Annotated in this window: 17 protein-coding genes, 1 pseudogene and 1 riboswitch; of the genes and pseudogenes, 13 read left to right on the top strand and 5 right to left on the bottom strand. The window is 74.8% G+C overall.

Features of this window, described 5'->3' with window-relative positions; translation table 11 throughout:
• Nucleotides 1-105: 105 nt before the first annotated feature.
• Both lpdA and IF45_RS0103690 read left to right on the top strand, forming a co-directional pair.
• Entirely contained in the window at nt 106-1,503 is a 1,398-nt protein-coding gene (gene lpdA, locus IF45_RS0103695) for a dihydrolipoyl dehydrogenase (protein WP_003951668.1), read from the top strand.
• 146 nt (nt 1,504-1,649) lie between these two features.
• Nucleotides 1,650-2,066: a PaaI family thioesterase gene (locus tag IF45_RS0103690; protein ID WP_003951667.1), complete on the top strand. Its 417-nt coding sequence runs from the start codon at nt 1,650-1,652 to the stop codon at nt 2,064-2,066.
• Nucleotides 2,067-2,148: 82 nt separating this feature from the next.
• On the opposite strand, the gene IF45_RS0103685 is transcribed toward IF45_RS0103690, so the two are convergent.
• Nucleotides 2,149-3,603, bottom strand: coding sequence for an MFS transporter (locus IF45_RS0103685; protein ID WP_008407363.1), 1,455 nt, complete (start codon nt 3,601-3,603; stop codon nt 2,149-2,151).
• Between the two features lie 854 nt (nt 3,604-4,457).
• On the opposite strand from IF45_RS0103685, the gene IF45_RS0103675 reads away from it, so the two are divergent.
• From IF45_RS0103675 to IF45_RS0103665, 3 genes are all read left to right on the top strand, one after another.
• Nucleotides 4,458-5,297, top strand: a complete 840-nt coding sequence (locus IF45_RS0103675; protein ID WP_030305448.1) for a PP2C family protein-serine/threonine phosphatase — start codon at nt 4,458-4,460, stop codon at nt 5,295-5,297.
• On the top strand, nt 5,294-6,580 hold the full coding sequence (locus IF45_RS0103670) for an MASE1 domain-containing protein (RefSeq protein WP_030305447.1): 1,287 nt from the start codon (nt 5,294-5,296) through the stop codon (nt 6,578-6,580). The genes IF45_RS0103675 and IF45_RS0103670 overlap by 4 nt, the downstream gene beginning before the upstream one ends.
• A 164-nt stretch (nt 6,581-6,744) precedes the next feature.
• Nucleotides 6,745-6,966: a hypothetical protein gene (locus IF45_RS0103665; RefSeq protein WP_030305445.1), complete on the top strand. Its 222-nt coding sequence runs from the start codon at nt 6,745-6,747 to the stop codon at nt 6,964-6,966.
• A 67-nt stretch (nt 6,967-7,033) separates the two neighbouring features.
• Here the strand turns inward: IF45_RS0103665 and IF45_RS0103660 are convergent, their stop codons facing one another.
• On the bottom strand, nt 7,034-7,618 hold the full coding sequence (locus tag IF45_RS0103660; protein ID WP_018469147.1) for a sigma-70 family RNA polymerase sigma factor: 585 nt from the start codon (nt 7,616-7,618) through the stop codon (nt 7,034-7,036).
• A 140-nt stretch (nt 7,619-7,758) separates the two neighbouring features.
• Between IF45_RS0103660 and IF45_RS0103655 the strand changes: the two genes are divergently transcribed.
• A complete protein-coding gene (locus IF45_RS0103655; RefSeq protein WP_030305443.1) occupies nt 7,759-8,763 on the top strand; it encodes a MerR family transcriptional regulator in 1,005 nt (334 codons plus the stop codon).
• 94 nt (nt 8,764-8,857) lie between these two features.
• Nucleotides 8,858-9,699, top strand: a pseudogene (locus IF45_RS31215) (MerR family transcriptional regulator).
• 259 nt (nt 9,700-9,958) lie between these two features.
• Here the strand turns inward: IF45_RS31215 and IF45_RS0103645 are convergent.
• Entirely contained in the window at nt 9,959-11,332 is a 1,374-nt protein-coding gene (locus IF45_RS0103645) for a cryptochrome/photolyase family protein (RefSeq protein WP_008406225.1), read from the bottom strand.
• Between the two features lie 32 nt (nt 11,333-11,364).
• Nucleotides 11,365-12,939, bottom strand: coding sequence for an SDR family oxidoreductase (locus IF45_RS0103640; RefSeq protein ID WP_003951657.1), 1,575 nt, complete (start codon nt 12,937-12,939; stop codon nt 11,365-11,367).
• A gap of 188 nt (nt 12,940-13,127) precedes the next feature.
• On the opposite strand from IF45_RS0103640, the gene IF45_RS0103635 reads away from it, so the two are divergent.
• The 6 genes from IF45_RS0103635 to IF45_RS0103610 all read left to right on the top strand — a co-directional run bounded on the left by IF45_RS0103635 (nt 13,128) and on the right by IF45_RS0103610 (nt 20,470).
• Nucleotides 13,128-13,634, top strand: a complete 507-nt coding sequence (locus IF45_RS0103635) for a MarR family winged helix-turn-helix transcriptional regulator (protein WP_030305441.1) — start codon at nt 13,128-13,130, stop codon at nt 13,632-13,634.
• Nucleotides 13,635-13,923: 289 nt separating this feature from the next.
• A complete protein-coding gene (locus IF45_RS0103630; RefSeq protein ID WP_030305439.1) occupies nt 13,924-16,050 on the top strand; it encodes an MMPL family transporter in 2,127 nt (708 codons plus the stop codon).
• Nucleotides 16,051-16,108: 58 nt separating this feature from the next.
• Nucleotides 16,109-16,300, top strand: a riboswitch (cobalamin riboswitch).
• Nucleotides 16,301-16,360: 60 nt separating this feature from the next.
• Complete coding sequence (locus IF45_RS0103625; RefSeq protein WP_030305437.1) at nt 16,361-17,413, top strand: ABC transporter substrate-binding protein; 1,053 nt, start codon at nt 16,361-16,363, stop codon at nt 17,411-17,413.
• Nucleotides 17,410-18,468: a FecCD family ABC transporter permease gene (locus IF45_RS0103620; protein ID WP_030305435.1), complete on the top strand. Its 1,059-nt coding sequence runs from the start codon at nt 17,410-17,412 to the stop codon at nt 18,466-18,468. The genes IF45_RS0103625 and IF45_RS0103620 overlap by 4 nt, the downstream gene beginning before the upstream one ends.
• The gene (locus tag IF45_RS0103615; protein WP_030305434.1) at nt 18,465-19,268 is read left to right on the top strand and encodes an ABC transporter ATP-binding protein; all 804 of its coding nucleotides are present in this window, start codon (nt 18,465-18,467) and stop codon (nt 19,266-19,268) included. The genes IF45_RS0103620 and IF45_RS0103615 overlap by 4 nt, the downstream gene beginning before the upstream one ends.
• Nucleotides 19,269-19,399: 131 nt before the next feature.
• Nucleotides 19,400-20,470: a PP2C family protein-serine/threonine phosphatase gene (locus IF45_RS0103610; RefSeq protein ID WP_226660196.1), complete on the top strand. Its 1,071-nt coding sequence runs from the start codon at nt 19,400-19,402 to the stop codon at nt 20,468-20,470.
• Nucleotides 20,471-20,476: 6 nt separating this feature from the next.
• Here IF45_RS0103610 and IF45_RS0103605 read toward each other — a convergent pair whose 3' ends face one another.
• Nucleotides 20,477-25,375, bottom strand: coding sequence for a DNA repair ATPase (locus tag IF45_RS0103605; RefSeq protein ID WP_030305431.1), 4,899 nt, complete (start codon nt 25,373-25,375; stop codon nt 20,477-20,479).
• Nucleotides 25,376-25,699: the final 324 nt, after the last annotated feature.

Genomic DNA, 25,699 nt, shown 5'->3' with positions numbered 1-25,699 from the left:
CGCGGCGTCCGGCCGGTAGTCCCCCGTACCGGTGGCGGCGGTGTCCTGGGGGCGGCGGGCCGGGTTCCGTTTTGCTTTGGCGGCGCGAGGCGCGAGGCTGTGACCATGAGTACACACTTCGACGTGGTGGTGCTGGGCGCAGGCCCCGGCGGATACGTGGCGGCGATCCGGGCCGCGCAGCTCGGGCTGAAGGTGGCGGTGATCGAGGAGAAGTACTGGGGAGGCGTCTGCCTGAACGTGGGCTGCATCCCCTCCAAGGCGCTCCTGCGCAACGCCGAACTCGCCCATCTGGTGAACAACGAGGCGAAGACCTTCGGCATCCGGATCGACGGTGAGGTCACCTTCGAGTACGGGCCCGCCTTCGACCGCAGCCGCACGGTGGCCGACGGCCGGGTCAAGGGCGTCCACTACCTGATGAAGAAGAACAAGATCACGGAGCTGGACGGCCGGGGCACCTTCACCGACGACCACACCCTCCGGGTCGAGGGCCCCGGCGGCGAGCAGACGGTCACCTTCGACCACTGCGTCATCGCCGCCGGCGCCACCACCAAGCTGCTCCCCGGCACGGAGCTGAGCGAGCGGGTGGTGACGTACGAGGAGCAGATCATGACGCGTGATCTGCCCGAGTCGGTCATCATCGCCGGCGCGGGCGCGATCGGCGTGGAGTTCGCCTACGTCATGCACAACTACGGCGTGAAGGTGACGATCGTCGAGTTCCTGGACCGGATGGTCCCCAACGAGGACGTCGAGGTCTCCAAGGAACTGGCGCGCCGCTACAAGAAGCTCGGCATCGAGGTGCTGACCTCGACCCGGGTGGAGTCGATCGAGGACTCCGGGCCCCAGGTGCGGGTGACGGTCAGCAAGGACGGGCAGCAGCAGGTGCTGGAGGCCGACAAGGTCCTCCAGGCGATCGGCTTCCAGCCGCGGGTGACGGGCTACGGCCTGGAGAACACCGGCGTGGCGCTGACCGAGCGGGGCGCCATCGACATCGACGGGCGCTGCCGGACCAACGTGCCGCACATCTTCGCCATCGGCGACGTCACCGCCAAGCTGATGCTGGCCCACACCGCCGAGGCGATGGGCGTCATCGCGGCCGAGACGATCGGCGACGCGGAGACGATGGAGCTGGACTACGCGATGATCCCGCGGGCCACCTACTGCCAGCCGCAGATCGCCAGCTTCGGCTACACCGAGGCGCAGGCCCGGGAGCTGGGCTACGACGTCCAGGTCGCCAAGTTCCCCTTCATGGCCAACGGCAAGGCGCACGGCCTCGGCGACACCGGCGGCTTCGTCAAGCTCATCAGCGACGGCACGCACGGGGAGCTGATCGGCGGCCACCTGATCGGCCCCGACGTCACCGAGCTGCTGCCGGAGCTGACCCTGGCCCAGCAGTGGGACCTGACGGTCCACGAGGTCGCCCGCAACGTCCACGCCCACCCGACGCTGGGCGAGGCGGTGAAGGAGGCGGTGCACGGCCTGGCCGGGCACATGATCAACATGTGAGCCGCGCTCTCCGCCGCGCCCCTCTCCCCGGCTGCCCGGCTGCCCGGCAGGGTCCGGGAGGGGCGCGGCGGCGTGTCCGGCACCGGCCGGAGGGCGAGCACGAGGCGGGACTACCCTTACCCCTCCCCTGCCGAAGCGAGGCCACGGTGAACGCACACCGCCCAGACCTGTCCGACGCCCAGGAGATACTGGCCGCCCAGCCCTTCAGCGTGTACCTGGGCGCCCGCCTGGTGGCGTTCGGCGACGGCGCCGCCGTCCTGGAACTGGACGTCCGCGACGAACTGCGCCAGCAGAACGGCTTCGTCCACGGCGGCGTCCTCAGTTACGCCGCCGACAACGCGCTCACCTTCGCGGCCGGCACGGTCGCGGGCGCCGGACTGCTCACCGCCGGCTACAGCATCGACTACCTCCGCCCCGCCCAGGGACGGACCCTGCGCGCCCACGCCACGGTCGTCCGCCCCGGCCGCGCCCGGGTCGCCTGCCGGTGCGACCTGTTCATGCTGGACCAGGACGGCGCCCAGACCCTCTGCGCCATCGCCCAGGGCACCATCGCCGTCGCCTAGAGGGTGTCCGGAAGGTCGTGGGAGCCGCAGAAGGAGACGGCGGGTGCCCCGGACCGGACGGTCCGGGGCACCCGCCCTCCCGCTAGGCCGACGGCTTGCTTCCAGCCTGCGACGGCTTTCCTCGCCTCACGGTGAGAGCCGCCACGAGGGCGGCGAGCAGCAGTACGCCCGCCGAGCACCAGTAGGCGACGGAGAAGCCGTGCACCATGGCTTCGGCGAGGGCCGTCCCGCTGTCGGCCGGACCGTGCGCACGGCTGTGACGGCCGGTGGCGCCGGTGGCGATGGTGTTGAGGAGTACGGTGCCCAGCGAAGCGCCGATCTGCTGGACGGTGGTGAGGGCGGCCGAGGCCGCTCCGGTGTCCTGCGTGGGGACGCCGACGGTGGCCGTCGCGTAGACCGGCATGAAGGTCAGGCCCATGCCCAGACCGACCAGCAGCAGGCCGGGCAGTACGTGCGGGACGTACTGGGCGTGGACGGTCAGGCGGCTGAGCAGGACCATGCCGGCGGCGGCGAGCACCATGCCGGACGCCATCAGGGTGTGCGGCGCCGTGCGGGGCAGCAGGCGGGCGGCGATCTGGGTCGCGCCGATGACGATCCCGACCGAGACCGGCATGAAGGCCAGGCCCGTCCGCACCGGCGGGTAGCCGAGGACCGCCTGGAAGTAGTACGTCAGGAACAGGAAGACGCCGAACATGCCGATGGTCGCCAGGCCCATCGTCGCGAACGCCCCGGCCCGGCTCCGGTCCCTGAAGATGCGCAGGGGCAGCAGCGGGCCGGCCGCACGGTGCTGCCACCACACGAAGGCGGCGAGCAGGATCACGCCGGCCATGAGCGGCGCGGCCACCCACGGGCTGGTCCAGCCGCGAGGTCCGGCCTCGCTGAAGCCGTACACGAGGGCGACCAGACCACCGCTGCCCAGCAGTACGCCTGGCACGTCCAGGTGCCCGCCGCGGGGGCCGGAGCGGTCGCGCAGGAAGACCTGTGCGCCGATCAGAGCGGCCAGTGCGACGGGCACGTTGACGTACAGGCACCAGCGCCAGTTCAGGTACTCGGTCAGCAGACCGCCCACGAGCAGCCCGGCGCCACTGCCGCCGCCGGCCAGCGCGCCGTAGACGCCGAACGCCTTGGCCCGCTCCCTGGGGTCGGTGAAGGTCGTCGTCAGCAGCGACAGGGCCGAAGGCGCCAGAACCGCCGCGAACGCACCTTGCAGGGCCCGCGCCGCGAACAGCGTCCCCGGGCCGGCCGCCGCGCCGCCCAGCGCCGAGGCCACGGCGAACCCCGCCAGGCCGATGACGAAGGCACGCTTGCGGCCCACCAGATCGGCGATCCGGCCACCGAGCAGCAGCAGGCCGCCGAAGGCCAGCGTGTAGGCGGTGATCACCCATTGCCGGTCGGCGTCCGGCATGCCCAGGGCGCGCTGGGCGGAGGGCAGTGCGATGTTCACGATGGTGCCGTCGAGGATCACCATCAACTGAGCCAGGGCGATGACGGCCAGCGCCCACCAGCGCTTCGGGTCCGCGGCGGACGCCGGAGTCACGGTGGCATCCCCGTGGTCGGGGGAAGGGGCGGGGCGAGTGGGAGAGGTGGAAGGGGAGGGTTCCCCTCCGGGGTGTTTCTTGTTCATGGCGATCACACGCGTTTCGTGTCGAGGTGCTGTCGGGACAACCGGCCTGGGGCGGTCGCAGGGACGACGACGGGCCGGTGCACGCAGCACGGGGACACGGCAGAACGGCAGGCAGCGGGAGCAGCGGACAGCGCCCGGGGCCTGCCGCGCCGGCCGCGTGTCACTCACGCCGGAGCTCTCGCCGGTCGTGAAGCGGAGGGCTCCGGATCACGGGACCGGCAAGGGAGGGGCCCGTCGACGGGCACGCGCCCCTCACCTGCGCGGCAACGAAGTGCGCAGGTCAGGACGGCTCTCGACGCGGCATCTCAGCGGGATGCGGCGGACAAGAAGCGGGAGGGGGAGAAGTTGCCGCGTGCCACAAGGGTGGGAAGACACACGGCCGGAAGCAACTATGGCCGCAACGCAGTCGGCACGGTCCATGTCTCTCGCCTCCTTCCGGGCAGGGCACGCGGTGCGTGTCGACGCCGAGCGCGCCGAGCGGGGGCGGCAGAGCGACTGCCGCCCGAAATCCGCGTCAGCGTATCCCACCGGCCACCTCACGCGGCCGGATTTTTCCGCGCCGCAGGCGGCCACCAAGGCCGGCGGCCACCAGGGCGCCACTCGGGGGCGGGTCCGTCGTCTCTACTCCGCGCGGAGGATCCCGGGCGTACCGGTCCGCGCGCCCCACAGGCGGGACGAAAGGGGGCAAAATAGGATGATGTGAGGTTTTCTGCGGACGGGCGTCTCGGTCACGACCCCGGCCGACCCGACGGACCGGGGAGCGGCCGATGAACGGGCAACGCCCGCCGCGCGAGGAGAGTGCGGACGCCCTGCTGACCCGGCTGGGACGGCTCACCGCGGTCGCCCGGGAGCGCGTGGAGGTGCAGCAGGCGCGGGTGGAACTGGCGGAGGCGCTGCAGCGGGAGATGCTTCCCGCCCGCCTGCCGCAGGTCCCGGGGCTGCGCGCGGCCGCCCGGTACGCGCCGGCCCGCGACGGGCTCGACATCGGCGGCGACTGGTACGACGGCTTCGAGCTCGGCGACGGCACCCTCGGCTTCTCCATCGGGGACGTGCAGGGCCACGACGTGGAGGCGGCCGCCTTCATGGGGCAGGTCCGGATGGCGCTGCGGGCGGTGGCCAGTACGGTCAGCGACCCCGGCGAGATCCTGGGCCGCGTCAACGACCTGCTGGTCTCCGTGGACGGCCCGCTCTTCGCCACCTGCTCCTTCCTCCGCTTCGACCCGGCCACCAACGAGCTGTACAGCGCGCGGGCCGGGCACGTCGGCGCCGTCTGGGCGGCCACCGGCGGCCGGGGCGGCGTCGCCGAGGACGTGGGCGGCCTGCCGCTCGGCATCATCTCCGGCGAGCGCTACCCGGTCACCCGCCGCCGCTGGACCCGCCCGGGGGCGTACGTGCTGCTGACCGACGGGGTCGTGGAGGGGCCCTCGTTCTCGATCGAGGAGGGCCTGGCCCGGGTCACGCAGCTGGTGACCGCGGGCGTCGGGCTCGACCCCGGTTCGCTCGCCGACCGCGTGATGCGGGTGGCCGGCCGCACCGGTCACCTGGACGACGCGGCGGTGCTGGTCCTCTGCCACGAGGGCCCCGCACCGGGAGGTGGGCGCCCGTGACCCCCCGCCCGGACCCCCCTCGCCGCTGGTGGCGGCCGGCCCGCCCCCGCGACGGAGGCCCGGCGGACTCCGGTACGGGCGATGCACCGGGCGCCCACGAACCGGCGCCGCCGGAGGAGGCCGCCCCCTCGGGCATCACCGTGCGGCCCCACCCGCCCGACGGCGCCTCCCCCGAGCGGAGCGGCTCCTGGCGGGCGGGGCTGTCGCTGGAGCAGTTGCGCCGGTCCTCCGAGGCCGGCCCGGACCGGGAAGGGCGGCCGGCGGCGCTGTCGGTGCGGGTGCTGCGGCTGATGACGCTGATCCTCGCCGTCGCCCTCGCCTACTACGGGGCGGGGCGACTCGGGCTGCTGCGACAGGTGGTGGTCGAGGGCGCGACCGTGACGCCCCTGTGGCTGCCCTCCGGGGTGGCCGTCGCCGCGCTCTTCGCCTTCGGGCCGCGCATCACCCCGGGCATCGCGCTCGGAATGCTCGCCGTGACCTCCAGCATCAGCCCTGTCTCCGGGTACTCCGTGCTGATGGCGGTGGGCAACACCCTCGCGCCGCTCGCCTCCTGGTACCTGCTGCGGCTCGTCGGCTTCCGTCCCTCGCTGGAGCGGCTGCGGGACGGGCTGGCGCTGGTCTTCCTCGGGGCGCTGGGCGGGATGACGGTGAGCGCCGCCGTCGGCACCGGCACCCTGCTGGCCACCGACAAGATCCTCACGTCCCACGCCTGGCCGGTGTGGGCCGCCTGGTGGGCGGGGGACGCGCTCGGCGTGCTGGTCGTGGTGCCGGTGCTGGTGGTGCTGATCCGGCCCAGGCTGCCGCGCGACGCGCTGGGCTGGGTCGAGCTGCTGGGGCTGTTCGCGGTGACCGCGGCGCTCACCTGGGTGGCCATCTACAGCCCGCTCGACCTGCTCTTCCTCGTCTTCCCGCTGCTGATCTGGGCGGCGCTGCGGTTCGAGCTGACCGGCAGCGCGCCGGCGGCGCTGATCGTCTCCGTGCTGGCGGTGACGGCGGCCACCAACCAGCAGGGGCCGTTCGCCGGGCGGGCGATGGGCGAGATCATGGTCAACCTCCAGGCGTTCAACGTCTCGGTGGCCCTGACCGGGCTGCTGCTCTCCTCCCTGGTGACCGAGCGCCGCCACGTCCGCGAGCGCATCGAGGACGCCTGCCAGGAACTGGCCGAGGTCGTCGACACACTCGCCCCGGGCGCCTCCGGCAGGCGGACGCGGGGCGCCGGGACCTTGGGACCGGAGGAGGGCGAGGGTCACGGGAGGAGCGGGGCGGGATGGGGCGCCGGCTGAACCGGCACCGCCCTGCCCCGTGTGGGCACTTTCGGACACTCTCTGGCGAGATGCACCAGGCCGGGCCCACGGGAAGATCCGCGCCGCTAACTTTCTACATGCGTGTAGAGAGCGCGGGGGCGGCCGCCCGTACCACCGATTCGCATGTTCCCGAAAGGACAGCTGTGGCCTCGATCGACCTGGACAAGGTGCTGGACAAGGCGTGGGCGGAGAAGAGTCTGCCGGAGATCCTCGCGGCGCCGGTCTCCGCACTGAAGGGCGTCTCGGACCGGGACGGTGAACTCCTCGACGAGGCGTTCGGCGTCAAGACCGTCTCCGACCTCGCCGGGCTGAAGTACGCCCGCTGGGCCCAGGCGCTCGCCGCGCTCGACACCTCCACGAAGTAGCGCCCCGGCCGCCCGCCGCTCCCCCGCCCGCACGGCGCCGGGGCGGCGGGCGGAACCGCGCCCCGGCTCACTCGCTGTCGGCGCGCTCCAGACTCGCCCGCAGCCGGTGCAGGGCACGCCGGGCGTGGCTCTTGACGGTGCCGAGCGGCAGGCCGGTCCTGGCGGCGATCTCGGCCTGGGTCAGCTCCCCGTAGTACGCCATCCACAGCACCCGGCGGTGCGGGTCGGGCAGCCGCGCCAGCTCCGCCCGGACCAGGGCGCGGTCGAGGCAGATCTCGGGCTGGGCCGCCGGGTCGGGGCCCTGCGGCAGGCCGGCGGCGGCCGCCGTCAGCGCGGTCCTGCGGGTCCGGGAGGCGAGGGCGTCGGCGATCTTGTGCCGGGCGATACCCACCAGCCAGGCGGCGAGCGGGCCGCGTTCGGGCCGGTAGTGGGCGCCACCGCGCCAGGCGGCGAGGAAGACCTGCTGGGTGACGTCCTCCGCCTCCAGCGGGTCGCCGAGGCTGCGGGCGGCGAGTCCCTGCACCAGGCCGCCCCACCGCTGGTAGGCGAGGGCGAGACAGCGTGCGTCGCCCACCCTGATCCCGGCGGCGATCTCGGCCTCCTGGGCGGCGGACGGCGCGGGCGGGAGAGGGGTCGTCGCTACGGTCGTCAAGGTGGGGTCCTTCCGCGGATCGGGCCCTGCGCGGGCACGGGCTGCGCCTGCCTCGGAGCCGGACGGCCCGCTTCCGCGGCGGCGTTCCCCACCCTGGGCGGCTTCCGCCGGAGCGACAACTCGCACCGTTTGTGCACCGTATGGTGAACGTCATGGAAAGCCGCCCCAGCCACCCCGCGCCCGCAGATTCCGTCCCGGACGCCGGACTGACCACCGGTACCGTCGCACGGCGGCTCGGCGTCTCCCCGACGACGCTCCGGTCGTGGGACCGGCGGTACGGCCTGGGACCCGCCGCCCGCGAGGACGGCAGGCACCGGCGCTGGACGCCACGCGACGTGGCCCTGCTGGAGGAGATGTGCCGCCTCACCGGCACCGGGGTGCCGCCCGGCGAGGCCGCGCGGGCGGCCCAGCACGCCTTCGGCCACCCGGCGCAGGCGGCACCGCGGCTCCCCGTACCGGCGCAGGCCCCGCGCCCCGGCGCCGCGGGCAGCGGCCTGCCGCTCGGCACGGTGCGGCAGGAGTGCCGGGGGCTGGCCCGGGCGGCGGTACGGCTCGACGCGCCGGCGGTGGAGGCGCGGCTCGCCCTGGTGGTGGAGCGGCTGGGGACCGCCGCCGCCTGGGAGGAGGTGATGGCGCCGGCGCTGCGGGCGGTCGGGCGCAAGTGGGAGACCGCCGGGGAGCGGTACGTCGAGGTGGAGCACCTGCTCTCCTGGCACGTCTCCTCGGCGCTGCGGCGCGTCCCGCCCGCCCCCGCCACCACCGGCCCGCCCGTCCTGCTGGCCTGCGTACCCGAGGAGCAGCACACCCTGCCGGTCGAAGCGCTCGCCGCCGGTCTCGGGGAACGCGGCGTGCCGCTGCGGATGTTCGGCGGGGCGGTCCCGGCGGGCGCCCTCGACGACGCGGTCCGCCGCACCGGCCCCGCCGCCGTCGTCCTGTGGTCCCAGTCCCGGGACACCGCCGACCGCCGCCTCGCCCGCGCGGTGGCGGGGCGCGCCTGGGGCGTCAAGGGCGCACGCGGCGGCGCCTCACTCCTGCTGGCCGGGCCCGGCTGGGCCGGCCCGACCCCCGGCGACGTACTGCGCCCACGCAGCCTGCGGGAGGCCCTGCGGCTGCTGGGGGCGGGGGAGGCGGCGGAGCGGGGCTGACCGCGCCGCTCCTCCCGAGGCCACCCACCGTGGCGGGAGATCCGCCCGCCCTCTTGACCCTCACACCGTGTCAGGCGGTCAGCTCGGAGACACCATGTTCACCATCGGAGACTTCGCCCGGCACGGCCGTGTCTCGGTCCGGATGCTGCGTCACTACGACGCGACCGGCCTGCTGCGCCCGGCCCGTGTCGATCCCGCCAACGGCTACCGCCACTACACCGCGTCCCAGCTCTCCCGCCTCAACCGGATCATCGCGCTCAAGGAACTCGGCTTCACCCTTCAGCAGGTCCGCGACATCGTGGACGAGAAGGTCGACGCCGGGGAGTTGCGGGGCATGCTGCGGCTGCGCAGGGCCGAGCTGGAGGACGCGGTGGCCACCGCCAACGCCCGGCTGGTCCAGGTCGAGGCGAGACTCCGAGCGATCGAGAGCGAGGGGCACATGCCCACCCACGACGTCGTCCTCAAGTCCGTCCCCTCCGTCCGCGTGGCGGAGCTGACGGCCACCGCCGCCTCCTACGAGCCCGAGGACATCAGCCCCGTCATCGGCCCGCTGTACGACGAGCTGTTCCGCCGCCTGGAGGCCGCGGAACAGCTCGTCGTACAGCGGGCCCCGGCATCGCCACCTACGAGGACGTCCCGGACGGCGACGGCAGGGTCCTCGTCCACGCCGCCGTCCAGGTCTCCGCCCCGCTCCAGAACGGCGACGTCCACGTCCACGACCTGCCGCCCCTCGCACAGGCGGCCACCCTCGTCCACCACGGCTCGATGGACGCCGTACTCCCCACCGCCCAGACCCTGACCCACTGGATCGACACCCACGACTACCACCCGTCCGGCTACCCCCGCGAGCTCACCCTCGAATGCCCCGAAAACCCCGACGCCTGGGTGACAGAACTCCAGACACCGGTCACCACACCCAGCCCGGCCGACGCTTGAGCCCATCCTGAACCGGCACGGTGAATCGGAACCGCACCGCATCCAGCCCGGCCGGCGCTTGAGGCCATCTCGAACCGGCACGGTGCACCGGAACCGCACCACATCCAGCCCGGCCGGCGCTTGAGGCCATCCTGGACCGGCACGGTGCGCCGGACCGCACCAAAAGACAGCCCGGCCGGCGCTTGAGGCCACCCCACCGGTCCCGGGACCGGCCAGAACCCGCCCCCAGCCCCGCCCACCCCCGTAGAACCGCCGGAGGCTAATCCCTCCCCCGCGCCCGCCGGAACCGGTCCAGCCCCTCGGAGAGCCCCACCACGGGTTCGGGATAGTCGATCCCCGCCCGGTCGAACCCTTCGAGGGTCCAGGGCTCGTGGACGGCCTTGCCCTCGACGCCGGCGAGTTCGGGGACCCAGCGGCGTACGTACGCCCCGTCGGGGTCGTACCGGTGGGCCTGGCGGACCGGGTTGAGGACGCGGTGGGGACGGGTGTCGGTGCCGGTTCCGGCGACCCACTGCCAGTTCATCTGGTTGTTGGCGATGTCTCCGTCGACCAGCAGCGAGAGGAAGTGGTCGGCGCCGGTGCGCCAGTCCACGTAGAGGGTCTTCGAGAGGAAGCTGGCGGCGAGCAGGCGCCCCCGGTTGTGCATCCACCCCTCGTGGGCGAGCTGGCGCATGGCGGCGTCGACGATCGGGTAGCCGGTGCGGCCCTCGCGCCAGGCCTCGGTCTCCTGTTCGGCGTCGCGGCCGGTGCGCCAGTGGTCCTCGCGGGCCCGGTAGTCGGCGTGGGAGGCGTCGGGGCGGGCGGCGAGGACCTGGTGGTGGAAGTCGCGCCAGCAGAGCTGGCGGACGAAGGCGGCCGGTCCGGCGCCCTCCTTGCGGCGTGCCCGGTGGACCAGTTCGGCGGCGGAGAGGGTGCCGAAGTGCAGGTGCGGGGAGAGCCGTGAGGTGGCGTCACCGGCGAGGTCGTCGTGCTGGTCCTCGTACGCCCCGGCGTCCCGGCGCAGCCAGGCGGTGAGCCGGTCGCGGCCCTCGCTCTCGCCGCCGGCCGCCAGTCCGGCGGAGACGCCGCGCACGTCACCGCGGGCCGGCACCTTCTCGGAGCCGATCCCGTCGGGCACCCGGACGGTACGGGGCGCGCCGAGGGGGTGGCGCAGGTGCTGCTCGGACCACTTGCGGAAGTACGGGGTGAAGACCGCGAAGTGGTCCGAGGAGGCGGGGGTGACCGCGCCGGGCGGCAGGGCGGTGGTGACGCCCTCGTGGACGAAGAGCCGCCGCCCTTCGGACTCCAGTGCCTCGCGCAGCCGTTCCTCGCGGCGGCGGGCGAAGGCGCTGACGCCTTCGGCGAGGTGGACCTCGTCGGCGTCGGCCTCGGTGACGACCCGGCAGACCTCCTCGACCAGGTCGCCGGAGCGGATCACCAGCCGTCCGCCGCGTTCCCTGAGGGAGTGGTCGAGGTCGGTGAGGCAGTCGGCGAGGAAGGCCGCCCGGTTGGGTGCGGCGAACCCGGCCTCGGCGACGGCGTCGTCCCGGACGAAGAGCGGCACGACGGCGTCGGTCGCGTCGAGGGCGGCCCGCAGCGCGGGCTGGTCGTGCAGCCGCAGGTCGGAGGTGAACAGGACGATGGAGACGGTCATGACGCTCTTTCCGGGAGGGCGGTGGGGGGCGTTCAGGGGGAGGGGCGGGAGACGGTGCCGTCGGGGGCGGTGGGAGAGGAGCTGGGCGCGTTCTCCTCGCGGGCGGCGGTGAGGGCGATGTTGCGGGCCATGCCGCCGAAGACGACGGCGTGGAAGGGCGAGACGGACCACCAGTACGCCTGGCCCGCCAGGCCGCGCGGGAGGAAGACGGCGCGCTGCCGGTAGCGGGTGCGCCCGGCCTCGTCGCGGTCGACGGTCATCTCCAGCCAGGCCAGGCCCGGCAGCCGCATCTCGGCACGCAGCCGCAGCAGGTGGCCCTGCTCGATCTCCTCGACCCGCCAGAAGTCCAGGGACTCCCCCACTCTCAGGTGCTGGGCGTCGCGCCGCCCGCGCCGCAGGCCCACCCCGCCGACCAGCCGGTCCAGGCGGCCGCGCACGGCCCAGGCGAGCGGGAAGGAGTACCAGCCGTGTTCCCCGCCGATGCCCTCGACGACGCGCCACAGGGCTTCGGGGGAGGCGTCGACGAGGCGTTCGCGGCGGTCCTCGTAGAGGCTGCCGCCGGACCATTCGGGGTCGGTGGGCAGCGGGTCGCTGGGGGCGCCGGGGACGGAGGCGGAGGACCAGCGGGTGGCGACCTGGGCGTCCTGGACGCGGCGGATCGCCAGTTCGAGCGCCTCGTCGACGCCGAGCGGCCGGCCCGGGGTGTCGGGGACGTATGCGGCGATGTCGTGCTCCCGGCAGACCACCTCGTGGCGGAGCGACTCGGCGAGCGGGCGGGCGATGGCAACCGGTACGGGGGTGACCAGGCCGACCCAGTGGCTGGACAGGCGCGGGGTGAGGACGGGGACGGGGAGGATCACGCGGCGGGGCAGCTTGGCGACGGCGGCGTAGTGCTGCATCAGTTCGCGGTAGGTGAGGATGTCGGGGCCGCCGATGTCGAAGGTGCGGTTGACCTCGGCGGGCATGGCGGCGGAGCCGACCAGGTAGGCGAGGACGTCGCGGACGGCGACCGGCTGCATGCGGGTGTTGACCCAGCTCGGGGTGATCATCAGCGGCAGCCGCTCGGTGAGGTAGCGGAGCATCTCGAAGGAGGCGGAGCCGGAGCCCAGCACCACGGCGGCGCGCAGCACGGTGGCGGGCACCCCGGAGTCGAGGAGGATGCGGCCGACCTCGGCGCGCGAGCGCAGGTGCGGGGAGAGCCGGCTCTCGGGGACGCCCTCGGGGGTGAGACCGCCGAGGTAGACGATCCGGCGGACCCCGGCCTCGCGGGCCTCGCGGGCGAAGATCCGGGCCGCCTCGCGGTCGGTCCGCTCGAAGTCGGAGCCGGTGCCGAGGGCGTGGACGAGGTAGTACGCCACGTCGACGCCGCGCATCGCCTCCCGTACCGACTCGGCGTCGGTGACGTCGCCCTGGACCACCTCGGCGCGCTCGGCCCAGGGCAGGTCGCGCAGTTTGCGCGGGGTACGGGCGAGGGCGCGGACCCGGTAGCCGGCGTCCTGGAGGGCGGGGGCCAGGCGGCCGCCGATGTAGCCGGTGGCGCCGGTGACCAGGGCCAGCCTGCCGTCGCCGTGCGGGGCGGACTCGGTGGGGTGCTCGTCGCTGCTCATCGCCTCGCTCATGACCTCTCTTTGACTTCGGTGACCTGGTGGAACGGCCGGGTCCGGACCGCCGTACGGACGACCGGACCGGCCCCTGGTCCCACCGTCTCGCGCCGTCCCCTCTTCCGCGCGTCCCGGGCACGCGGATGCGGCGGGGGCGGACCGGGTGCCGTGGGGGCGCGGACTAGGCTGGCGCCGTGGCCGGGACTGATGAGGAGACGGGCGGAGCGGGCGGCCCGGCGGGCGGCGGGGCGGACCTCTACGCGCTCGCCGTGGAGCTGCGCCGCATGCACGGCGAGGTCAACCGGCTGGCGCACGCCTTCGCCGCCGGGCAGGGCCTGCACGCCACCGATGTGCAGGCGCTCGGCGCGATCCTGGACGCCCCCGAGCCGATGACGCCGGGCCGGCTGCGGGAGCGGCTGGGCCTGACCTCCGGCGCGGTCACCGCCTGTCTGGACCGGCTGGAGCGCGCCGGGCACATCCGCCGCACCCGGGACACCCGGGACCGGCGCGTGGTGCACCTGCACTACACGGAGGGCGGCAAGGCGCTGGCCCGCGCCCACTTCCAGCCGCTCGCGACGGCGGCCGCCAGGGCCAGGGCCCGGCTGACCCAGGAGGAGGCGGACGCCGCGCTGCGTTTCCTCGCCGCGATGAACGGGGAGTTCGCGCAGATCCGGGGGCCGGAGCGGCGTCCGGGCGGCTGAGCGGCGGCCAATCCCTCCGGCGGCCCGCGCGGGTTTCGCGGCTCACGCGCATCCGGAGGCCACGCTCACCCGGAAGAGTGAAGCGGCGTCGTTGTCGCGCCTTCCCGCCCGCACGCCGTGTGGCGGACCCCTTGTCGGACCCCAGGACGGGTATGCGTAGCATCGACCCACAGAGTCTCTCAATCATTGAGATAGTCACCGATCGAGAGAACTCGGGCGCCGCCGCACGTCCGCGCCCGTCCGCCCGCCACCCGTTCCGCGCCGTCCGCGTCACCGTCCCAGGAGTGCGATGTCCAGCGCCGCCCGCAAGGGCCGAACCGCCCGAATCCTCGTCCCCCTCGTCCTGCTGATCGCCTGGCTCGGCGTCGGCGGCACCCTCGGCCCGTACGCGGGGAAGCTCGGCGAGGTCGCCACCAACGACCAGGCCGCCTTCCTGCCGCAGAGCGCCGAGTCGACCAGGGTCTCCGAGGAGCAGAAGGCCTTCTCCGCCGACGAGGCCCTGCCCGCCCTCGTCGTCTGGACCGCGAAGGACGGCGGCCGGCTCCCGGCCGACGCCCGCGAGGCCGCCACCCGCACCCTCGCCTCCCTCGCGGACGCCGGCTTCACCGCCGGGCGCCCCTCCCCCGCGCTGGCCTCCGAGGACGGCGAGGCGCTGGAGGGCGTCGTCCCGCTCCGCACCGACCTGGACGAACTCCAGCCCGTCCTGAACGAGATCAAGGAGGCGGCCGGCAAGGTGCCGGGCACCGAGGCGGTCATCGCCGGGCCCGCCGCCAGCCAGGCCGACCTCTCCGACGCCTTCGCCGGGATCGACGGACTGCTGCTGGGGGTCGCGCTCATCGCGGTCCTGCTGATCCTGCTGGTGGTCTACCGCAGCCTGCTGCTCCCCCTGGTGATCATCTTCGGCGCGGTCCTCGCCCTCGGACTCGCCTGCGCGGTGGTCTACGCGCTCGCCCAGCGGGACGTGGTCCGCGTCGACGGGCAGGTGCAGGGCATCCTGTCGATCCTGGTGATCGGCGCCGCCACCGACTACGCGCTCCTGCTCACCGCCCGGTTCCGGGAGGAACTGAGCCTGCACGGCGACCGGTTCACCGCGATGCGGCTCGCCTGGCGGCAGTCGTTCGGCCCGATCACCGCCAGCGCCGCCACCGTCGCGCTCGGCCTGCTGGCCCTGCTCCTGAGCGACCTCACCAACAACCGGGCGCTCGGCCCGGTCGGCGCGATCGGCATCGTCTGCTCGGTCTTCAGCGCGCTCACCTTCCTGCCCGCCGCCCTGGTCCTGCTGGGCCGCGCCGCCTACTGGCCGGCCCGCCCCAAGGTCACCGGCACCGGCGGCAGCCACCGCCTGTGGCAGCGGGTCGCCGACCGGGTCGACCGGACGCCGCGCAAGGTCTGGGCGATCACCCTGGCCGCCCTCGTGGCCTGCGCCGCCTTCGCCCCGACGCTGACCAGCCGGGGCGTCCCACTGGACGAGATCTTCGTCAACGACGCGCCCTCGGTCTCCGCCCAGGAGACGCTGAGCCGTCACTTCCCGGGCGGCGCCGGCAACCCGGCCGTCGTCATCGCCGACGCCGGCCAGGTGGACGAGGTGGTCGCGGCCGCGAAGAAGACCGAGGGCGTCGCCTCGGTCGCGCCGGTCACCGAGTCGGGGCGGCCCGGCGGCGGAGCACCGCGCGTCGTGGACGGCCGGGTGCGGATCGACGCCACCCTCCAGGACGGCGCGGACAGCGACGCCGCCAAGGAGACCGTGGCCCGGCTGCGGACCGCCGTGCACGCGGTGGACGGCGCCGACGCCGTGGTCGGCGGCTACACCGCGCAGCAGTACGACACCCAGCGCACCGCCGAGGCCGACCGGAACCTGATCATGCCGGTGGTGCTGGCGATCATCCTGGTCATCCTCATCGCGCTGCTCCGCTCGCTGGTGACCCCGCTGCTGCTGGTGCTCACCGTGGCGCTCAACTTCGCGGCCACCCTCGGCATCGCCTCGCTGGTCTTCACCCACGTCTTCGGCTTCACCGGGACCGACGCCTCCGTCCCGCTCTACGGCTTCGTCTTCCTGGTGGCGCTCGGCGTCGACTACAACATCTTCCTGATGTCCCGCGTCCGCGAGGAGACCGCGCTGCACGGCACCCGGGAGGGCGTGCGGCGCGGCCTGACCACCACCGGCGGCGTCATCACCTCGGCCGGCGTGGTCCTGGCGGCGACCTTCGCGGCGCTCGGCGTGATCCCGCTGGCCTTCCTCGCCCAGATCGCCTTCATCGTCGCCTTCGGCGTGCTGCTCGACACCCTGGTGGTCCGCTCCCTGCTGGTCCCCGCACTCGTCCGCGACATCGGCCCCGCCTCCTGGTGGCCCGGTGCGCTCAGCCGCCGGGCCGAGCCCGCGAAGGAGGCCGCGGGCGAGCCCCGTACCCCCGCATAACCGCAGGCCGTACGCGTACCACGGACCTCCCCCGCCCCCGGGCGCGGGAGGTCCGCTGTGCTAGCTTTCGCACGCCAGTCGTACCCGCGCATCTCGATGCGAACGGGTCAGGGAATCCGGTGCGAACCCGGAACTGACGCGCAGCGGTGAGGGCGACGGGCGGCGCAGGACGCCACTGGGGCAGCCCCCGGGAAGGCGCGCCGTCCGGACGACCCCGAGTCCGAAGACCTGCTGGCTCTCCGTCCGTCCGGGCGGAGTTCCTGTACGCCAGGCTTCGCGACCGAGCCTCGACACCGAAAGCCGCACCCCTGTGCCTGTTGCGCCCTTCCGCCGGACCTCCCTCGCCACCTCCTGCGCCGTCCTCGGCCTGCTGCTCACCGCGTGCGGAGGGGGTGACTCCCAGCCCTCCGACGAGGCCAAGGGCGCCGGGGCGACGACGCTGGAGAACTGCGGCCGCACCCTCACCGTCGAGCAGCCGCCCGAGCGCGCCGTCTCGCTCAACCAGGACTCCACCGAGATCCTGCTCTCGCTCGGCCTCGCCGGCCGCATGGCGGGCACCGCCACCTGGACCGACCCGGTCCTCCCCCACCTGGCCGAGGAGAACGCCAAGGTCGAGCGGCTGGCCGACAACAACCCCTCCTTCGAGAAGGTCCTCGACCAGGAACCCGACTTCGTCACCGCCTCCTTCGAGTCGACCCTCGGCAAGGGCGGCGTCGCCACCCGCAAGGCCTTCGAGGACCTCGGCGTGGGCACGTACGTCTCGCCCGCCGACTGCTCCAAGTCCAACACCGGCGACGGCGACGGCTCCCGGGACGAGCCGCTGACCATGGCCGACATCCACGGCGAGGTCACCGACCTGGCGAAGGTCTTCGGCGTCGAGGAGCGCGGCGAGAAGCTCGTCGCCGACCTGACCCGGCGCGCCGAGAAGGCCACCGACGGGCTCAGCACGAAGAAGGCGCCCGAGGACGAACGCCCCACCCTGCTCTACTGGTTCGCCAACGCCGAGGCCCCGTACATGGGCGGCTGCTGCGGCGCCCCCGGCATCATCACCGAGGCCGTCGGGGCGAAGAACGTCTTCGACGACACCCAGGACGAGTGGCCGCAGATCAACTGGGAGACCGTCGCCGACCGCGACCCCGACGTGCTGGTCATCGGCGACCTGACCCGCAAGTCGCAGACGGCGGAGAGCGCCGCCAAGAAGATCGCCTTCCTGGAGTCCAACCCGGCCACCCGCACCATGACGGCGGTGAAGGAGAAGCGGTACGTCCTGCTGAGCGGCGCCGCGATGAACCCCTCGATCCGCACCGTCGACGGGATCGAGGAAGTCGCCGCCAAGCTGCGTGAGTTCGGGTTCGCGAAGTGACCGCGACCGCCGCGCGGCCCGCTCCGAAGGAGGGGCGGGCGCGGCGGCGGCCGGGGGCGTGGACGCTCGGCATCCTCGCGCTCGTGCTGCTGGCCTCCGTCTCGGTCGCCATCACCATCGGCCCGGCCCGGGTCTCGGTCCCCGACGTGTGGGCGGTCGTCGCCTCGCGCTTCGGCGGCGGTGAGAGCGGACTGACGCCTCTGCGCGAAGGGATCGTCTGGGAGCTGCGGCTGCCGCGCACCGTCCTGGCGGCCGTCTGCGGGGCCGGGCTCGCGGTCTGCGGCGTGGTCATGCAGTCGCTGCTGCGCAATCCGCTGGCCGACCCGTTCGTCCTCGGCGTCTCCTCCGGGGCCTCCACCGGCGCGGTCGCGGTGGTCGTCCTCGGCCTCGGCGGCGGCGCGCTCTCGATCTCCACCGGCGCCTTCCTCGGCGCCCTCGTCTCCTTCGGGCTGGTGCTGCTGCTCAGCCACAGTCTGGGCGGCACCACCGACCGGGTGGTGCTCTCCGGGGTGGCGGGCATGCAGCTCTTCTCGGCGCTCACCTCCTTCGTCGTGATGTTCGCCGCCGACGCCGAGCAGACCCGGGGCATCCTCTTCTGGCTGCTCGGCAGCCTCTCGGGGGCCACCTGGACCGACGTGTGGGCGTGCCTGGCCGTGCTGGTGGTGGCGCTGGTGGTGTGCGGGGCGCGGGCCGTCCAGCTCGACGCCTTCGCCTTCGGCGCGGAGAGCGCCGCCGCGCTCGGCGTCTCGGTGGCGCGCACCCGGCTGATCCTGCTGAGCGTCACCGCGCTGCTCACCGCCGCGCTGGTCAGCGCGGCCGGGGCGATCGGCTTCGTCGGCCTGGTGCTGCCGCACGCGGCCCGCGCCCTGGTCGGCACCCTGCACGGGCGGCTGCTGCCGGTGGCGGCGCTGAGCGGCGCGGTCTTCCTGGTCTGGGTGGACACCCTGGCCCGGACCGTGCTGGCGCCGCAGGAGATCCCGGTCGGCGTGGTGACCTCGCTGATCGGGGTGCCCGCCTTCGTCCTCATCATGTACCGCACCCGGAGGCCCTCATGACCGGCCCTGACACCCGCTCCGAGGACCGGCCGGCGCTCCGGGCCGAGCGGGTCACGCGGTCGGCGGGCGGGCGGCTGATCCTCGACGGCGTCGACCTGGAGGCGCGCGCCGGCGGCACGGTGGGGCTCATCGGGCCCAACGGCTCCGGCAAGTCGACGCTGCTGCGGCTGCTGGCCGGGCTGCTCGCGCCGAGCGGCGGCACCGTCACCGTGGACGGCTCCACCCCCGCCGAGCTGGGCCGCCGCGAGACGGCCCGGCGGCTCGCCGTGGTCGGGCAGCACGCGGCCACCGACACCGACCTGACCGTCCGCGACGTGGTGGGACTCGGCCGCGTACCCCACCGGCGGGCGTGGGCGGCGCCCGGTGCGGCCGACCGGGAGGCGGTGTGGGCCGCGCTGGAGCGGACCGGGCTGGTGCCGTTCGCCGACCGGCTCTGGCACACGCTCTCCGGCGGGGAGCGGCAGCGGGCGCAGATCGCGCGGGCGCTGGCGCAGGAGCCGCGCCATCTGCTGCTCGACGAGCCCACCAACCACCTCGACGTGCAGCACCAGTTGGAGCTGATGTCGCTGGTGGCGGCGTTGCCGGTGACCTGCGTGGTGGCGCTGCACGATCTCAATCTCGCGGCGATGTTCTGCGACGAGGTCGTGGTGTTGCGCGCCGGGCGCGCGGTGGTCTCGGGGGCTCCCGGGGAGGTGCTCAGCGAGGGGTTGATCGCCGAGGTGTACGGGGTCCGGGCCCGGGTCGTGGCCGACGGCGGGGGCACGTTCGTGCGCTTCCTGGCGCCGGAGGCCGGTGGCTGACCCGGCCGCGGACGCCGGCCGGGATTCGAACGGAATACGGACAGACAAGCGTGTCTGCCCGGTCCGGCCGGCGCCGGCGTGTGAACTCGCGGGACGAGATCGCACGCCTGGACGACAGGAAGGACCCCGCGGTGGACCGGATCGGACGGCGCTGGCCCGCGTACGCGGGGGTGGTGCCGTGGGCCCTGCTGGTCCTGGGCATCGTGATGGACCTGGCGACGCCGAAGGAGGTCAGCGGCGGGCCCCTGATCGTCCTCGCCTGTGTGGCCTCCGGGGTGATCATGTCGTTCCGGGCGACGCTCGGGCTGGTTGTGGTGGCGTTCGTCGCGGAGCTGCTGACGGGGTTCTGGGAGTCGGGCACCGCCGGGGCCCAGCAGTTCGTCGACCTGGCGTACGTGGTGGTCGCGGGCGTCCTCGGGCTCGACCTGAACCGGCTGGTGGTCCGGTACGGCCGGCGGATGACCGAGGTCCGCACGGTCGCCGAGAGCGTGCAGCTCGCCCTGCTGCCCGAACCGCCGCTCCGGCTGGCCGGGTACGACATCGCCGCCTCCTACCGGGCGGCGCAGACCGAGGCACGGATCGGCGGTGACCTGTACGCCGTCCACGACAGCCCGTGGGGGCTGCGGGTCTTCATCGGGGACGTGCGCGGCAAGGGGATGGGCGCGGTCAGCACCGTCGCCCTGCTGCTCGGCGCGTTCCGGGAGGCCGCCGAGGACGTGCCGACGCTGGAGGCGCTCGGCGCCCGGCTGAACCGGCGGCTCGCCCGCGAGGCGCCGGGGCTCGGCGAGGAGCTGCGGATGGAGGGGTTCACCACGGCCGTCCTCGCCGAGTTCCCGCACGGCGGGGAACTGGTACGGCTGCTGAACTTCGGCCACCCCGGCCCCTATCTGGTCTCCGGCGGCCACGTGCGGGGGCTGGACGCCGGGGTGCCGAACCTGCCCCTGGGCATGTCCGGCTTCGGCCAGGAGGTGTCGCCGCACGAGGAGTTCGCCTTCCCGCCCGGGTCGAGCCTGCTCTTCGTCACCGACGGGGTGACCGAGTCGCGCGACCCACAGGGGGTCTTCTTCGACCCGGTGCGCGGCCTGGAGGGCATGTCCTGCGCCTCGGCCAAGGCGGCGGTCAACGGCCTGCTCACCCGGGTCGACGCCTGGACGGGCGGCATCTCCACCGACGACCGCGCGGTCCTCGCGGTCGCCCACTGACCCGCCCTACGAGCCGCCCCGGATCGCCCCCTCCACCGCCGCCAGCCGGTCGGCGAGCAGCCCGAGGGCGGCGACGGCCCGGCCGAGCTGGTCCCCGTCGGCACCGCCGATCGCCTGGTGGCGTACGTGGGCGGCGCACACCTGCTCCCAGCGCGCGGCCTGCTCCTCGGTCAGCCGGCCGCGCAGGGCGGCCAGTTTGAGCAGGTTGGCCTCGGCTCCGCCGGTGAGGGTCTGGGCCTCGGCCCGGTAGTGGTCGTCGAGGAGCGCGGCCAGTTCCGCCTCGTCCATCACCGGGGAGATGCGCTCGGCGATCCGGTTCATGTTGCGGTACGAGCCCTGGAGGCGGAACGGCGGTTCGGTGCGGGTCTCGTCGGCCTGGGCGGCGGAGGCGATGTACGCGGCGTTGACCGTGAGGACCGTCTCGCGGGCGGCCAGCAGGTGGCGCAGGACGGCGGTGGCGCGCTCGCGCTCGGCGGGCGGGCAGGGCGTGAGCAGCTGATCGGGCCGGGCGGAGGCGTCGCCGCGGGCGAGGCGGAGGAAGAGGTCGAGGTCGGCGCGGTCGCGGCCGGCCAGCGGGGCGAGGTCGGGGTGGGAGGTGAGGGCGTTCTCCACGAAGCTCTGCGCGAAGGCCTCCTCCTTGCCGGTGAGGACGTCGCCGAGGTTCCAGACGTCGGCCCGGTTGGCGAGCATGTCGGGGACGCGGAAGAGGTGGCCGGACTCGGTGTAGGGGTTGCCGGTCATGCAGACGGCGAACCGCTTGCCGCGCAGGTCGTAGCTGCGGGCGCGGCCGTCCTGGACGCCGTCGACGCGGCGCTGGGCGTCGCAGAGCGGGATGAACTTGCTCAGGAGTTCGGGTGAGAGGTGCTGGATGTCGTCGATGTGCAGCAGGGTGTTGCTGCCCGCCGCCAGCGCGAAGTTGATCTTCTCGATCTCCTGGCGGGCGGTGGCGTCGGGGGCCTCGGCGGGGTCGAGCGAGGTGACGCGGTGGCCGATGGCGGGCCCGTCGACGCGGACCCGGAGCAGGCCGAGGCGGTCGGCGACGTACTCCATGAGCGTCGTCTTGCCGTAGCCGGGCGGGGAGAGGAGGAGCAGCAGGCCGCTGTGGTCGGTGCGGCGGGCGGCTCCGGCGGCGCCGAGCTGCTTGGCGAGGTTGTCGCCGATCAGCGGCAGGTAGACCTCGTCGATGAGGCGGTTGCGGACGAAGGAGGTGAGGACGCCGGTGCGGTGCTGGTCGAGGCGGAGCCGGTCGCGTTCGGCGGCGACCAGGGCGGCGCGGCGGGCCTGGTAGGCGCGGAAGCCGGGCAGGGTGCGGGTGGTGAAGTGCCGGGTGCGGGCGAGGAAGGTGTCGAGGCGCAGGGTGAGGGTGCGGTGGTGGATGCGGGGGTGGTCGCCGAGGAGCCCTTCGGCGGTGGCGGTGAGCGGCGCGTCCCCCTCGTACCGGTCGAGCCCGGGGCAGAGTTCGGTGGCGGCGGCCTCGGCGAGGTCGCCCGGTTCGGTGGTGTCGCCGCTCGCGGTGGTGGCGGCGGTGAGCCAGGCGGTGACGAGCTGGTGGGCGGCGGGCAGGGCGCCGGGGCCGAGGGCGGCGAGGTCCTCGTCGTAGGCGGGGCCCGCGGTGCGGCGGAACTTCTCCAGCAGGGCGCGGGCGGCGCCGCCGGTGACGAACCCCGGGCGTGCGTCGGCCAGTTCCTCGAAGAGGTAGGCGGCGGCGAGGCCGGTGTCGACGCTCTCGGCGCCGGGGGTGCCGCTCGCGGCGAGGGCGTCGGCGAGTTCGGCGCGCAGTTCCTCCTCGGCGCCGGTGGGGCCGAAGGCGGCGCGGGCGCGGGCCAGTGAGCGGGCGCGGCGGGTGAGGCCGGCGCGGGTGTCGGGGGTGGTGTGGTGGGCCCAGAAGAGCTGCGCGGCGGCGCGTTCGGCGGCGGGGAAGCGGAGCAGGCCGGCCGACCGGTGGAGCGGGAGCAGGGCTTGGAGGATCCGTACGGTGTCGTGGTCGTGGACGCCGCGTTCGTACCCTTCCTCGGGCGCGGCCTCGGCGGCGGCGCGGACCAGCGCGGGCAGGTCGGCGGTGGCGAGGGCCTCGGCGCCGTGGTCGGTGAGGAGGCGGGCGGCGAGGTGTTCGGCGCGGTAGAGCCCGGCGGACTCCGAGGGGAGGGTCTGCTCCCAGTAGGGGCGGGTGGCGGCGAAGCCGGGGTCGGTGACGGGGCTGCGGTAGTCGGTGCCGCTGAGGGCGAAGGCGAGGGTGTCGCCGTCGGGGACGAGGGTGAGTTCGGCGGGGCGGGTGGTGACGGCGAACCGGTGGCGGCCCAGGCGTACGGTGCGGCCGCCGTCGGCGTAGAGGTCGGCGCGGTCGCGCAGGGCGCGGGCGGCCTCCTGGCGGGCTGCCTTGAGGCGGCCGGCCAGTTCCTCGGCGCGGACCGGGTCGTCGGCCTCGCGCAGTGCCTCGATGGTGCGGGTGACCTTGGCGGCCATCGGGTCGGTGGCGAGGAAGGCGGTGACCGCCTCCCGGTCGGGGAGGGCGGCGAGGCGCCGGGTGAGGGTGGCCAGGACCCGGTCGGCGGAGTCGGCGAGCCGCTGGGTGTGGCGGGCGCGGGCGTCGGCGAGGGTCTGGCCGCGAGTGGTGAACGCCTCGTGGATCTCCTCGCGGCGGGCGGCGAGTGCGTCGAGGAAGGCGTCCTGTTCGGCGAAGCGGCTCTCCAGGTCCTCGACGCGCAGCAGCAGGGCGGCGAGTTGCGCGGCGCAGCTCTCGGGGGTGTCCGCGGCGGCCAGTGCGGCGGTGGTGGCCTGGGCGAGCAGGGCGAGTTCGGCGCCGAACTCGGCGCGGCCCTCGGTCTCGGCCAGGGCGCGGCGGCGGGCGGCGAGGGTGGCGCGGGCCCGGTTGACGGCGCCGAGGACCTCGGCGACGGCCTCCAGGATGCCGGTGCGGACGGTGGCGTCGGAGATGTCGATGCCCGCGACCACCTCGGAGACGGTGGTGAGCCGTTCGGTGTGCTCGTCCAGGGCGCGGGTGAGCGGGGCGGCCTCGGCGGCGGTGGCCAGGGCCTCGGCCTCCTCGGTGAGGCGGGCCGCGTCCTGGTGGTGGGCGGCGAAGGCGTCGGGCCGGGCGAGGTGGCTGACGGCGCGGCGGGCGGCGGCGGCCGTCTCCTCGCCCAGTTCCCCGGCGAGCCGGTCGGCGCGCCCGGGGTCGGCGTACCGCAGTTCCTTGGTGGCGAGGATGCGGCCGTGGGCGCGGCGGAGCGCGGTGAGCGAGGCGACCCAGCCGTCGGCGGACTTCGGTGCCTCGCCCCGGACGCGGCGGACCAGGGCGGCGGCCTCGTCGGCGGCCTCGTCGAGGGCCTGGGCGGCCCGCCGGGTGAGGTCGGTGACGTGCTGGAACTCGTCGATGATCTGCCCGGCGGTCTCCCGGATCCGCTCCAGGGGCTCGTGCAGCGCGCCCAGTTCCGGGTCGCCGAGCCAGGGGTGCCGGTCGAGGACGGCGGCGCAGTCGTCGCGCAGGGCGCGGTAGACGGCGGTGGTGGGCACGGTGGCGCCGCCCGCCGTACGGGCCAGCGAGAGGCAGGCGCCCAGTGCCCGCACCAGGTCCGGGTTGCCGACCCGGGCGAGCGGGCCCTCGCCGCCGTAGGCCGCGGCCCGGGTGTCGGCGACGTAGGGGGTGCGCCAGAGCTGGACGGGGTGGACGCGGGTGGGTTCGCCGCCGCCGTCGGCGCGGAGCACGGCGAGGGTGCCGTCCTCGTGCCGCGCCCAGCCGGTGCAGCGCAGCGGCGCGGCCAGCTCCTTGCGGAGCATGTTGTACGAGAGCAGCAGCCCGGGGGCGAGGCCGTGGGCGTGGTACGCGTAGAGCACGTCCTCGCCGAGCGGGGAGCGCAGTTCGCGGTCGAACTCCAGGGCGCCGCCGGCGCGGTCCTCGACGTGCTTGCCGGTGCCGTCGGCGAGGAACATGCCGCCGGGGTGGACGACGCCCTGGTCGTCGGGGAGGCGGCGGAAGGCCCCGTCGGGCGCGTCGAGCCGGTGCACGGCGCCGGTCGGGGTGTGGACGACGAGGTGGCGCCACTCCTCCTCCTTGTAGGGGCGGACCCGCAGCAGGACGAGGGGGCCGACGCGGGCGTGGGCGAGGTCGGCGTCGGCCAGCGACTGGAGCGGTTCGGCGACGGGCTCGCGGTGGGCCGGGGTGTCGTCCTCGCCGGTGGTGACGGTGAGGTGGCCGCCGACGGTGGAGACGCCGACGCCCTCGGCGACGGCGACGTAGGGGTGGCGGCCGAGCACGTGGTCGTCGCGGGTGGCCGGGGTCCATTCGACGCCGGGGCCGCCGGGTGCGGGCTCGCGGGCGTCGCGCTCGCCCCGGGCGTCGAGGAAGGCGACGGAGCCGTCGGCCGCGACGGACCAGCGCAGCACCCGCAGGTCCGCCACGCGCTCGCCGGTCCGGAAGACGGCGAGCAGCTTCTGCCCGGAGCGCCGCAGGCGCAGCAGCCGGGACCGCCGGTAGTAGCGGTGCAGGGCGGCGAACTCGGTGCGGAACGCCGGGTCGTCGAGGAGTCCGGGTACGGCGTCCTCGGGCAGCGGCGAGCCGTCGCGGGCGTGGAGCGAGAAGACGTCCCCGACGGCGGGCCCGCCCCCGGCGGTGACGGTGTCGGGCAGGTCGCGCACGCCGAACAGCAGCACGTCGCCGAGGGCGGCGAGGTCGGCGGCGCGGGCCGGGTGGGCGGTGCGCAGGGTGAGGGTGCCGGTGGCGGCCGGGGCGGTCGACCCGAACGCCTCGGTGCGGCGGGCGTCCAGCGCCCCGGCCCGGCGGGCCAGTTCGCCCGCCTGGGCGGCGAGCCGGTCCCGCAGCACGTCGTAGGCGGCACCGTCGAGCCGGGGCGCGGCCTGGCCGGCGGCCTGGTCCTGGGGCTGCGGGGCGGTGGGCGGGGTGGTCATCTGCTGGTGCTCCTCGGGCTTGTTCCGGCGGGCCGGGCGGGGCCGGGGCCGGGCTGTGGGGAGGCGTCCGGACGACGTACGGGCGGCGAGGCGGCGGCGAGCCGTCCGGGTGGGCGGTCACCCGGACGGCTCGCTTCCCCTCCCCCTGTCTCCCCCGTGTCCCCCCGTCGGTCGGAGGACCGGTCCGGGCCGTAGCTGCCGCCCCCTGTGCCGGCAGCTGCGGGTCCCGGACCGGTGCTCCGGTCGGGTGCGGGGCTCCCCCTGGGCCCCGCGGCCGGCTCCCGGCCCACGGCGCCCCCGGTGGTCTGCCGGGCGGGCGTCCGT

Source organism: Streptomyces albidoflavus (assembly GCF_000719955.1).
Lineage (GTDB): Bacteria > Actinomycetota > Actinomycetes > Streptomycetales > Streptomycetaceae > Streptomyces > Streptomyces albidoflavus.
Note: the sequence above shows the minus strand (reverse complement) of the source record. Positions and strands in the feature narration are given on the sequence as shown.